At 72.7% G+C, this 11556-nt stretch carries 12 protein-coding genes; 9 read left to right on the forward strand and 3 right to left on the reverse strand.

Features of this window, described 5'->3' with window-relative positions; genetic code table 11:
* Positions 1-8: 8 nt before the first annotated feature.
* Both ABZV94_RS27755 and nudC read left to right on the forward strand, forming a co-directional pair.
* Positions 9-1412 (forward strand): dipeptidase, encoded by a 1404-nt coding sequence (locus tag ABZV94_RS27755; protein ID WP_356344927.1) that lies wholly within the window; start codon positions 9-11, stop codon positions 1410-1412.
* A 160-nt stretch (positions 1413-1572) separates the two neighbouring features.
* Positions 1573-2517 (forward strand): NAD(+) diphosphatase, encoded by a 945-nt coding sequence (gene nudC / locus ABZV94_RS27760; RefSeq protein WP_356344929.1) that lies wholly within the window; start codon positions 1573-1575, stop codon positions 2515-2517.
* 64 nt (positions 2518-2581) lie between these two features.
* Here nudC and ABZV94_RS27765 read toward each other — a convergent pair whose 3' ends face one another.
* A complete protein-coding gene (locus ABZV94_RS27765) occupies positions 2582-2824 on the reverse strand; it encodes a mycoredoxin (RefSeq protein WP_030649619.1) in 243 nt (80 codons plus the stop codon).
* Positions 2825-3013: 189 nt separating this feature from the next.
* Between ABZV94_RS27765 and ABZV94_RS27770 the strand changes: the two genes are divergently transcribed.
* The 5 genes from ABZV94_RS27770 (at position 3014) to ABZV94_RS27790 (ending at position 7024) form a co-directional block, all read left to right on the forward strand.
* Complete coding sequence (locus tag ABZV94_RS27770) at positions 3014-5323, forward strand: ATP-dependent DNA helicase UvrD2 (protein ID WP_356344931.1); 2310 nt, start codon at positions 3014-3016, stop codon at positions 5321-5323.
* A gap of 166 nt (positions 5324-5489) precedes the next feature.
* The gene (locus tag ABZV94_RS27775) at positions 5490-5813 is read left to right on the forward strand and encodes a hypothetical protein (RefSeq protein WP_356344933.1); all 324 of its coding nucleotides are present in this window, start codon (positions 5490-5492) and stop codon (positions 5811-5813) included.
* A 172-nt stretch (positions 5814-5985) separates the two neighbouring features.
* Positions 5986-6354 carry a WhiB family transcriptional regulator gene (locus ABZV94_RS27780; protein ID WP_030649612.1) on the forward strand — a complete coding sequence of 123 codons (369 nt, stop codon included), beginning with the start codon at positions 5986-5988 and terminating at the stop codon, positions 6352-6354.
* A complete protein-coding gene (locus tag ABZV94_RS27785) occupies positions 6351-6674 on the forward strand; it encodes a hypothetical protein (RefSeq protein ID WP_356344935.1) in 324 nt (107 codons plus the stop codon). The genes ABZV94_RS27780 and ABZV94_RS27785 overlap by 4 nt, the downstream gene beginning before the upstream one ends.
* Positions 6675-6811: 137 nt before the next feature.
* Complete coding sequence (locus ABZV94_RS27790; RefSeq protein ID WP_356344937.1) at positions 6812-7024, forward strand: hypothetical protein; 213 nt, start codon at positions 6812-6814, stop codon at positions 7022-7024.
* Between the two features lie 142 nt (positions 7025-7166).
* Here the strand turns inward: ABZV94_RS27790 and ABZV94_RS27795 are convergent, their stop codons facing one another.
* A complete protein-coding gene (locus ABZV94_RS27795) occupies positions 7167-8546 on the reverse strand; it encodes an AarF/ABC1/UbiB kinase family protein (RefSeq protein WP_356344939.1) in 1380 nt (459 codons plus the stop codon).
* Positions 8539-9753, reverse strand: a complete 1215-nt coding sequence (locus tag ABZV94_RS27800) for a TOMM precursor leader peptide-binding protein (RefSeq protein ID WP_356344942.1) — start codon at positions 9751-9753, stop codon at positions 8539-8541. The genes ABZV94_RS27795 and ABZV94_RS27800 overlap by 8 nt, the downstream gene beginning before the upstream one ends.
* A gap of 288 nt (positions 9754-10041) precedes the next feature.
* On the opposite strand from ABZV94_RS27800, the gene ABZV94_RS27805 reads away from it, so the two are divergent.
* Positions 10042-10647: a M48 family metallopeptidase gene (locus ABZV94_RS27805; protein ID WP_356344945.1), complete on the forward strand. Its 606-nt coding sequence runs from the start codon at positions 10042-10044 to the stop codon at positions 10645-10647.
* A gap of 188 nt (positions 10648-10835) precedes the next feature.
* Positions 10836-11556: TerD family protein (locus ABZV94_RS27810; RefSeq protein ID WP_356344947.1), on the forward strand; the 721-nt coding region annotated here is incomplete at its 3' end.

Genomic DNA, 11556 nt, shown 5'->3' on the forward strand with positions numbered 1-11556 from the left:
TCGGGAGCATGAGCCAGACCCCGGACAGCGCCGTCCGCACGTACATCGAGCAGCACCGCGCCGCCTTCCTCGACGACCTCGCCGCATGGCTGCGCATCCCCTCCGTGTCGGCCCAGCCCGACCACGCTCCCGACGTACGGCGCAGCGCGGACTGGCTCGCCGCCGAACTGAGGAAGACCGGCTTCCCGACCACCGAGGTCTGGCAGACCCCCGGTGCCCCCGCCGTCTTCGCCGAATGGCCGTCCGGTGACCCGGAGGCACCCACGGTCCTGGTCTACGGCCACCACGACGTGCAGCCCGCCGCCCGCGAGGACGGCTGGGACAGCGACCCCTTCGAACCGGTCGTCCGCGACAACCGCCTCTACGCGCGCGGGGCGGCCGACGACAAGGGCCAGGTGTTCTTCCACACACTCGGCGTCCGCGCCCACCTCGCCGCGACCGGCCGCCCCGCGCCGGCCGTCAACCTCAAGCTGCTGATCGAGGGCGAGGAGGAGTCCGGCTCCCCGCACTTCCGGGCCCTGGTGGAAGAGCGCGCGGGACGCCTCGCCGCCGACGCCGTCATCGTCTCCGACACCGGCATGTGGTCCGAGGACACCCCGACCGTGTGCACCGGCATGCGCGGCCTCGCCGAGTGCGAGATCCGGCTGTACGGCCCCGGCCAGGACATCCACTCCGGCTCCTTCGGCGGCGCCGTGCCCAACCCGGCCACCGCCGCCGCCCGCCTGGTCGCGGCCCTCCACGACGAGCACGCGCGCGTGGCGATCCCCGGTTTCTACGACGGCATCGTCGAACTGACCGACCGCGAGCGCGCACTCTTCGCCGAGCTGCCCTTCGACGAGGAGCGCTGGCTGGACACCGCCAGGTCCACCGCCCTGCACGGCGAGGCCGGCTACTCGACCCTGGAGCGCATCTGGGCCCGCCCGACCGCCGAGGTCAACGGCATCGGCGGCGGCTACCAGGGCCCCGGCAGCAAGACGATCATCCCCGCCACGGCCATGGTGAAGCTGTCCTTCCGGCTGGTCGCCGGCCAGGACCCCGACCACATCGAGAAGGCCGTCCGCGCCTGGGCCGCCGAGCAGGTGCCCGCCGGGATCCGGTACGAGATCGACTTCGGCTCGGCCACCCGCCCGTGCCTCACCCCGCTCGACCACCCCGCGCTGCGGTCCGTGGCCCGCGCCATGGGCCGCGCCTTCCAGCAGCCGGTCCGCTTCACCCGCGAGGGTGGCTCCGGACCCGCCGCCGACCTCCAGGAAGTCCTCGGCGCCCCCGTGCTCTTCCTGGGCATCTCCGTCCCGTCCGACGGCTGGCACGCACCCAACGAGAAGGTCGAGCTGGACCTCCTGTTCAAGGGCGTCGAGACCAGCGCCTACCTCTGGGGTGACCTGGCCCGGAACTGGCGTACCGCACCCTGACCGGCCGGCGCCGTACGGCGGGGCACCGCGCGCGGGGCACACTGGAGGGACCGCCCCGACCGTTCCATCGCCCCGGCCGCGCCCGGCCCGGTGCCCTCCCGCCCTACGTCCCGCCGAACCGCCCGCCGCAAGAACCGCACTGGGGGAGTTGGAAGCACCCGTGACCACCTGGACCGACCACACAGCCGACCGACCCATCTCGCTGACCGCCCCGAGCGGCATCGACCGCGCCGCCCACCACCGACTGGACGAGGCCTGGCTCGCGGCGGCGTGGAGCCACCCCACGACCCGCTGTTTCGTGGTCTCCGGCGGCCAGGTGCTCATCGACGAGACCCCGGACGGCCGGACGGAACTCGTCATGACGCCGTCCTTCGAGGCGCCGCTGACCGAGGCGCACCGCTACTTCCTCGGCATCGACGAGGAGGGCGTCAGCTACTTCGCGCTCCAGAAGGACGCGCTGCCGGGCCGCATCGACCAGTCCGCCCGCCCAGCGGGGCTGCGCGAAGCCGGCCTGCTGCTGTCGGCGCGCGACGTCGGGCTCATGGTGCACGCGGTCGGGCTGGAGAACTGGCAGCGCACCCATCGCTTCTGCTCCCGCTGCGGCGAGCGGACGGTCATCGCGGCGGCCGGCCACATCCGCCGCTGCCCGGCCTGCGGCGCCGAGCACTACCCGCGCACCGACCCCGCCGTGATCATGGCGGTGACCGACGAGGACGACCGCATCCTGCTCGGCCGCCAGGTCCACTGGCCCGAGGGCCGCTTCTCCACACTCGCCGGGTTCGTGGAGCCCGGCGAGTCCATCGAGCAGGCGGTGCGCCGTGAGGTGTCCGAGGAGGTCGGCGTCACCGTCGGCCCGGTCGAGTACGTCGCCAGCCAGCCCTGGCCCTTCCCGTCCAGCCTGATGCTCGGCTTCATGGCCCGCGCCACGTCCACGGAGATCGACGTCGACGGCGACGAGATCCACGAGGCCCGCTGGTTCTCCCGCGAGGAGCTGCACGCGGCCTTCGAGTCCGGTGAGGTGCTGCCGCCCTACGGCATCTCCATCGCGGCCCGCCTGATCGAGATGTGGTACGGCAAGCCCCTGCCGACCCGCAGCTTCGTCTGAAACGGCGAACGGCGGCTCCCGAGCCGGTTCCGGACTCGGGAGCCGCCGTTCGACGCGGCGCGGCTCAGGCGGCGAGCTTCTGCTTGACCTGGGCCAGCGACGGGTTCGTCAGCGTGGAGCCGTCCGCGAAGAGCACGGTCGGGACGGTCTGGTTTCCGCCGTTCGCCTTCTCCACGAAGGCCGCGGACTCGGGGTCCTGCTCGATGTTGATCTCGGTGTAGGCGATGCCCTCCCGGTCCAGCTGGCTCTTCAGCCGCCGGCAGTAGCCGCACCAAGTCGTGCTGTACATCGTCACAGTGCCCTGCATGTCTCTCGCGCTCCTCAGGCAGCTCGGAAAAGTCGTCCAGGGAGAGAACGTAGGGGACCGGCCCGCCATTCCCGAGCGACGGGGCCGCCGCTCCCGGGTGACCGGGCCGCCGCTCCCGGGCGACCGGGCCGCCGTCTCAGGGGCCCGGACCAGGGCGTTCCCCGTGTGACGCCTGCCGCGTCAGCCCGTGTGACGCCTGCCGCATTAGTACGACTGCGGGCCCCGGCCTGTGGACAACCGGCACAGCCGTCCCGGGCGACCTGGCAGCATGGCGGTGTGACAGCAGCAACGCATTCCACCCTCTTCCCGCAGGGCACCGGTGGCTCTGGCTACGCGGCTCAGCCGGACGGGGCCGACGCGGTGCTCGAAGGGCTCGACCCCGAGCAGCGCGAGGTGGCCACCTCCCTGCACGGTCCGGTGTGCGTGCTGGCCGGAGCGGGCACCGGCAAGACCCGGGCCATCACCCACCGCATCGCCTACGGGGTGCGCGCCGGCATCCTCCAGCCGTCCAGCGTCCTCGCCGTCACCTTCACCAACCGCGCCGCCGGAGAGATGCGCGGCCGGCTGCGCCAGCTCGGCGCCCAGGGCGTGCAGGCCCGCACCTTCCACTCCGCCGCCCTGCGCCAGCTCCAGTACTTCTGGCCGAAAGCGATCGGTGGCTCCATGCCCCGGCTCGTCGACCGCAAGATCCAGCTCGTCGCCGACGCGGCCGCCGCCCTCGGCACCCGGCTCGACCGCAACGAGCTGCGCGACGTCACCGCCGAGATCGAATGGTCCAAGGTCACCCAGACCGTCCCCGCCGACTATCCGTACGCGGCTGCGAAGGCCGGCCGTGAGGCCCCCCGCGACCCGGCCGAGATCGCCCACCTCTACGCCGCCTACGAGGACCTCAAGCGCGACCGCGCCGTGATCGACTTCGAGGACGTCCTGCTGCTCACCGTCGCCATCCTCCAGGACCGGCACGACATCGCCGAACAGGTCCGCGCCCAGTACCAGCACTTCGTCGTGGACGAGTACCAGGACGTCAGCCCCCTCCAGCAGCGGCTGCTGGACCTGTGGCTCGGCGACCGCGACAACCTGTGCGTCGTCGGTGACGCCAGCCAGACCATCTACTCGTTCACCGGAGCAACGCCCGACCATCTGCTCGACTTCCGGTCCCGGCACCCCGGCGCCACCGTCGTCAAACTGGTCCGCGACTACCGCTCCAGCCCCCAGATCGTCCACCTCGCCAACGGCCTGCTTGCCCAGGCCCGGGGCCGCGCCGCGGGCCACCGGCTGGAACTCGTCTCCCAGCGCCCCCCGGGGCCCGAGCCCGTCTACACGGAGTACACCGACGAGCCCGCCGAGGCCGAGGGCGCCGCCCGCCGTATCCGCGAGCTGATCGACGCGGGCGTCCCGGCCGCAGAGATAGCCGTTCTGTTCCGCACCAACTCCCAGTCCGAGACCTACGAGCAGGCGCTCGCCGACGCCGGGGTGCCCTACCAGCTGCGCGGCGCCGAGCGCTTCTTCGACCGGCCCGAGGTCCGCAAGGCCGGCATCGCCCTGCGCGGCGCGGCCCGCTTCGGCGGCAACGACTCCCTCCTCGACGACGCCGTGGACCTGCCCTCCCAGGTGCGCGCCGTCCTCTCCGGCGAGGGCTGGACGAGCGAACCCCCGGCCGGTTCCGGCGCCGTGAGAGAGCGCTGGGAATCCCTGGCCGCCCTGGTCAACCTCGCGCACGACCTCGCCGCGGCCAGACCCGGAGTCACCCTCGCCGACTTCGTGGCGGAACTGGACGAACGGGCGAACGCCCAGCACGCCCCCACCGTGCAGGGCGTCACCCTGGCCTCCCTGCACGCCGCCAAAGGCCTGGAGTGGGACGTCGTGTTCCTGGTCGGCGTCGCCGAGGGCATGCTGCCCATCACCTACGCCCGCACCGACGAGCAGATCGAGGAGGAACGCCGGCTGCTGTACGTCGGCGTGACCCGCGCCCGGGAGCGCCTCCATCTGTCCTGGGCCCTGTCCCGCTCACCCGGCGGTCGCCCCAACCGCCGGCCGAGCCGCTTCCTCGACGGTCTGCGCCCCGGCACCACTGCGACCGTCGGTCACACCGGCGCCGGTGCGGGCGCGGGCGTCGAGCGCGGGACCTCCGCGAGCACCGCCGTCGCCCCCCGGCGCACTCAGCGCACCCCCGCCCGCTGCCGGGTCTGTGGCCGCACCCTCACCGAGGCGGGCGAGATGAAGCTGATGCGCTGCGAGGACTGCCCCTCGGACATGGACGAAGGGCTCTACGAGAGGCTCCGGGAGTGGCGCGCGGTGCAGGCCGAGCGCAGCGGCCAGCCCGACTTCTGCGTCTTCACCGACCGGACGCTGATGGCCATCGCGGAGACATGCCCGGAGAACCCCGCCGAACTCGCCCGTATCCCCGGTGTCCTCAACCGCAAGCTGCGCAGCTACGGAGCCGATGTTCTGGCCATCTGCGCAGGTCAAGAACCCGGTGGAGAGGACGGGAGCGACTGATGCCAACTCGTCGAAAAAATAGTTTGCGCATGCCCCGCGAATCCCCATAGGTTCTAGGCACGGAAGCAGCGGCCTTCTCCAAGGCCCGGGTTCCGTGTTGTACTTGCATATCCGAACGGGACCGGATCACCCCGGTCCCTCGAGACGCCGAGAGGAGGCGAGTCCAGTGATCAGCATCACCATCAGCACCACCGTCAGCGCGGCCAAACTGACCGATCGCTCGACCGTCTCCACGTGCATGCTCGGCGCCTCGAACCAGGGCACCGGTCTGTCCGGCATCCGTGCCGTGCGTCCGGCGTCCTCCCCTGCCCTCGCGGTTCTTCCCGTCCGCGAGCGCAATGAGCGACCGACCAAGGCACTGGAAGCGGTAGCGGCACAGGCGCACGCCTATGCCTTTGCGGCGGCCGGTGCCGGATTCCGGAAGCAGACGACGCAGCACCACCTGATGTGGGCCTTCCGTGGGCCAGAACCCTGGAGTGATCCAGCCTGATCGCCGATCAGGCCGGCGCCTTCAGGGCCGCGGAACCCCATCCGGGATCCGCGGCCCTTCTGTTTTCCCCGAACGGGGATGACGGAGCGAAGGGGCCTCGGGACAGGAAGAACCCGGTACCCAGCCGACACCCGGTCAACCGGCCGGAACGACCAGACGAGGAAGACAACCCGTGCAACTCGAAGCGCACGCCCCGTCCGTACCGCCTTCGCAAACCATCCCCCCGCCCGGCCTCACGGAGGACTCCACCTTGACCCCGCTCACCGCGCTCACCGCGCTCGACGACGCCATCGAGAACCTCGGCGTACCCGTCCCCTGCCGCTCCTACGACCCGGAGGTCTTCTTCGCCGAGTCGCCGGCGGACGTGGAGTACGCCAAGTCCCTCTGCCGCACCTGCCCCCTGGTCGAGGCCTGCCTCGCCGGCGCCAAGGAGCGGCGCGAGCCCTGGGGTGTCTGGGGTGGCGAGCTGTTCGTCCAGGGCGTCGTCGTCGCCCGCAAGCGGCCCCGTGGCCGCCCGCGGAAGAACCCGGTCACGGCATGAACACCGCAGGAACGATCGACCGCCCCCTCACGCACGACCCCCAGAAGCAGGCCCCGATGAAGCCGTCCACCAGCGAGCCCGCCGGCTCCGCGACCACAGACTTCCCCACCACCGGCGCGACCGAAGCGCGCCAGAACAGGAACCGTGAGATGCAACTCATGCAAGAAGCCCTGGCTCGCGCGCATATGCACGAGCGACTCCATGACGCCGCGCGCGAACGCCGGGCCATGCGCCTGGCGGTCGCCCAGCGGATGCAGCGCCGAGCCGAGCGCGCCTCGCTGCGCGCCCGCCGCGCGCTCGCCATGGCCGTCATGCAGTAACGCACACACCTGAGCAGCGGTGGCCTCCCGGAGCAGGGGGGCGAAGCCTCCCCGCGGGGGCCGGTCCGGCCGAACGGACCGGCCCCCGCGGTGCGTTGCGCACGACGATCCACCGCCCACGGGGTTATCGTCACCGGGTGACGAGTCTTCCCGGCGGAAGTGATCAGGGCGGCTCCACAGCGGAGCGCCGCCGCCTCGTGTGCGCCCGCTGCGGCACACCCGCCCACGGCCCCCAGCCGGTCACCTGGACCTGCTCCGTGGAGAACGGCGTCCGCCAGTACTTCTGCGACGCCTGCTCCCGGGAGAACCTCCGGGCGATCGAGGGACGGCTGGACTCGGCCTGGTGGTGAGCCCCCTTTCTGGTGGTGAGCCCCGTCTCCGGGGCCCTTCGCCCTGACAGGAAGATCACTGAAGGAAGGGAAGCCACGTCACCGGCTTCTGGGTCCGGGTGCCGCACGGTGCAGGCACCCAGCCCGCGTCGCCGGCCTCCGGTCACGCCCCCGCCGCCGACTCCTCCTCGCCGGACTCGGCCCCGGACACGTCGGTCGCGAAGCCCGGCAGCCACTCCTCCAGCTCTTCGCGGAGGCGTACCGTAGCGCCCAGTTGGCACAGCACCCCGATCGTGCTGAGGGTCACCCGGTGTATCAGCAGATAGGCCGGCGGCAGGTTCAGCCGCTTGCCGAGCTGGTAGGCGGGGGAGCGGGGGTCGGCGATGCGGGCGGCCTGGCTGCGCATCCAGGAGCGGGTGAAGGTGAACGCCTCCACGCGGGCCGGCTCGATGATCGGCAGCAGGTAGTCGAGGACCGCGTCCGGGTCCAGCTCGATGGTCTCCTTCACGAAGCCCTCGGCGCACAGCAGCTCGTAGACCGTCTCCGCCTCCCCGTCCAGCGTCATCCGCAGCGAGATGCCGATCGGGGCGGGCAGGCCGCCGGGGAGCCGGTCGACGGTTCCGAAGTCCAGGACTCCCAGCCGCCAGTCGTCCGGACCGTCCGGGCCACCGGGCAGCAGCCGGAAGTTGCCCGGATGGGGGTCGGCGTGCAGCAGGCCGGTGCGGGCCGGGCCGGAGAACAGGAAGCGGGCGAGGAGCTGGCCGGCCCGGTCGCGCTGCTCCTGGGTGCCGTCCGCGATGACCTCGGACAGGGGGACGCCGTCGATCCACTCGGTCACCAGCACCTGCTCGCACTGGTGCACCACCGCCGGGACGACCACGTCCGGGTCGTCCGCGAACTCCTCGGCGTGGGCGCTCTGCGCCTGGGCCTCCAGGCCGTAGTCCAGCTCCTCGGAGACGCGGTCCCTCAGCTCCGCGATCAGCGGCTTGATGTCCATGCCCGGGATCAGCGGACCCAACAGCCGGGCGAAGCGGCTCAGTTGGCTCAGGTCCGAGAGCAGTGCCTCGCCGGCGCCCGGGTACTGGACCTTGACGGCCACCTCACGGCCGTCGTGCCACACGGCCCGGTGCACCTGGCCGATGGAGGCCGCGGCGGCCGGCTTGTCCTCGAACTCCTCGAAGAGGTCGCGCCAGTCCGGCCCGAGCCGCTCCTGGAGCACCGTGTGCACGGTGCGGGTCGGCATCGGCGGGGCGGCCTCCTGGAGTTTGGTCAGGGCCGCGCGGTAGGGACCGGCGATCTCCTCCGGCAGCGCGGATTCGAAGACGGACAGTGCCTGCCCGAACTTCATCGCGCCGCCCTTCAGCTCGCCGAGCACCTTGAAGAGCTGCTCCGCCGTGCGCTGTTGCAGCTCGCGGCCGACGATCTCCGCGGACTCGCCCACGATCCGCTTGCCCAGCCCCCAGGTCGCCCGGCCGGCGAAGCCGAGCGGGAGCGCGGCGAGCTTGGCGGTACGGGTGACCGCCTTCCGGGGAAGATCAGACATGCGCCCTCCAGGTCCCAGTCGGCCGTGCCGCGCCTGCTTCGCGTCGCCGCTTCGTCGACGGCCGTTGCACCGCCATTGTCGCGCGCGCCTCGCCGTCGGTTGCGGAGTGCTCCGGTTTCTTTCTCTCCGCCGCCCCGCAGGCGCAGTCCGGATGCGGCCGGAGCGGCCGGGCGCGCCAGTCCAGACCGGGCAGGGACACCTCCCAGCGCGTACCCGTGGCGGACGGTGAGCCCCCGTCGAGGAAGGCCAGGGCCTGCGCAGCGGCGAGACCGGCCACCGCCGTGGCCAGGGTCAGGTCGCAGGCCCCGACCCGGCGGGCCCTGCCGGACCGCCACTGGGTGACGAGGCGGGGCCAGGCCGGGTCCCGGTCCGTGCGGTCCCGGTCCAGGCAGCCGGCACAGCCCGACTCGCCCGGCAGGACGAGCGGGCCGACGACACCCGTGCCCTCCACGACCCCGGCGTACAGATGAGGGGTGCCGGTGGCCATGAGCGGTTCGGCGGTGACCGGGTCCGGGGCGTGCACGGCGACATCGTCGCGGGATGCGAAGACCACCAGGGACAGGCCGTGCTCCTCGGCGCCGGAGCCGGGGGAGTGGGCGTGGCGCGGTGGACGGTCCGGTGCGGCGCGGCGGACGGCGGCCCGTGCCGCCGTGTCCCGGCGGTCGCCCAGCGACTCGGCGGTCAGCCCGCCCGGCGCCACGTCCCACGGCTCCACCCGGCCCACGTCGCACACCTCGACCTCGCCGACGCCCGCGCCGGACAGCACGGACGCGAGCAGGGCGCCGACCCGGCCCGCGCCCCGCACCCGGACGCGCAGCGAGCGCCGGGCCGCCAGCCGCGCCAGGGCGCCGCCCGGCTCAGGCGTGAGGAGGGACAGCGAGGCGAGGTCGGGGCGCAGCCGTTCGAGGACGTCCGTCTTCTCCCGCAGGGCGTCCGCGGCCGGTCCGCCGCCGCGCGCGTCGTCGACGAGGCCCGCGCGGGCCAGCCGCTCCACCAGCTCGTCGACGTGGTCGGCCGGCACGTCCGCCCGGCGGCCCTCCTCGCGCAGCAGCGGCAGCCCGCGGGTGCCGTCGAGCAGGTCCAGGAAGCTGCCGGTCGCCGTGGCCACCGGGCCCAGTGTCAGCGCGTGCGCCGGGGTCATCCCGAACTGCACGGTGTTGCGGTCGCGCCAGCCGCGCCGCAGCGCGGGCTTCAGCACCGGATGCATGACATGCCCCCCGTGTCGGTGTCCTCGTGTCCGTGTCGTCGTGTCCGTGTCGTCCTGCCCGTGCCGTCGTGCCCGGGTCGTCCTGTCTGCGCCAGCATGCCCGGCCCGTGCTCCGGGCGTCGGGAGTTATCCACAGGCTGGGGGTGTTCTTCATATCAATCAGGCCGGGTGAAGTGGTGCAAAAAGGATGAATGGATCGGTCGTACGAATCAAACACATGGTGGGGGATCCGGAGTGAACCGTCCCCGGGCCGGGACATTGCCCCTGCTCAGCGGGTAACGTCGGGGCGTGCCCGCCGACCCACTGCACCGCGCCGGTGAACCACAGCGCAGCACGACGAGCCAGCCGCCCCGCGGCTCGGGGACGAGCGCGATCGAGGTCCGCAGGAGCGCCCGGCGCCGCCGGACGGTCTCCGCGTACCGCGAGGGCGACCGCACCGTCGTACTGATCCCCGCCCGGATGTCGAAGGCGGAGGAGCAGCGCTGGGTCACCGTCATGCTCGACAAGCTCGCCGCCCAGGAGAGCAAGCGAGTGCTGGGCGACGCCGAGCTGGCCGAGCGTGCCGAGCGGCTGTCCGCCCAGTACTTCGACGGCCGGGCCCGGCCCACCTCCGTGCGCTGGGTCACCAACCAGAACACCCGCTGGGGTTCCTGCACACCCGCCGAGGGCAGCATCAGGCTGTCGCACCGGTTGCAGGGGATGCCGGAGTACGTCGTCGACTACGTGCTCTGCCACGAGCTGGCGCATCTGCTCGTCCCCGGCCACGGCCCCGACTTCTGGCGGCTGCTGGACGCCTACCCCCGCACCGAGCGGGCCCGCGGCTACCTCGAAGGGGTGGTCGCCGCCGCGCGGCTGCCGCATGTGCCGGGCGCGCGCGACGAGCAGGACGCCTGAGCGGCCTCCCCCAGGACCGGGCGCCTCCCGCCGCACCGGGCCGCCCTCCGGAAAACCGCCCGTGTGAGCGGCCGGGCGCGGTTGTGTACCGGGTCTGTACCGACCAGCACCCCCGGGGGTCGCTGTCGGTCTTTCCCGTTAGCCTGGCGCGACGCACTCACATTCGGGATGGGGGACGGTCGTAACGCATGGCCAGGGAATTCCAACGCGGCCACAAGGCCAGGATCAGTGACCTCACCGCGGGCACGGATCTGTACGTAGGCGTGCAGATCTCCGGCCCCGGACTGACCTTCGACATCAGCTGCTTCGGTCTGGACGCCGACGAGCGTCTCTCGGACGACCGGTACTTCGTCTTCTTCAACCAGCCGAAGTCCCCGGAGGAGTCCATCCAGCTGCTGGGTGCCCAGGCGGGTGACACGGAGTCGTTCCGGGTCACGCTCGACCGGATCCCCTCGCACATCCGCAAGCTGTCCTTCACGGCGACCCTCGACGGCGCCGGACAGATGTCCCAGATCGCTCCCGGCTACCTGCGCATCGTGGCGGGCGGCGAGGAGGTCGCGCGGTACTCCTTCAGCGGCGCGGAGTTCTCCACCGAGCGGGCCGTGATGCTCGGCGACTTCTACTTCAAGGACGGATGGCGGTTCGCCGCCGTCGGCCAGGGCTTCGACGGCGGTCTGGAGGCGCTGCTGAAGAACTTCGGCGGCGAGGTGCTGGAGGAGGAGGCGCCCGCCGCCCCGCAGCAGCCCCAGCCCGGCGCGGCCCCGGGCTTCGCCCCGCCCGCCCAGAGCACCCCCCCGCCCCCGTTCGGTGCCCCTGCCGCACCAGCCCCGGCCCCGGCGCCCTCCCCCGAACCCCCGTCGGCGCCCGCCCCGCAGGGCTTCGCCCCGCCCCCGGCCCCGGCGCCCGGCC

This window comes from Streptomyces sp. NPDC004658 (genome assembly GCF_040609555.1).
Taxonomy (GTDB): Bacteria; Actinomycetota; Actinomycetes; order Streptomycetales; family Streptomycetaceae; genus Streptomyces.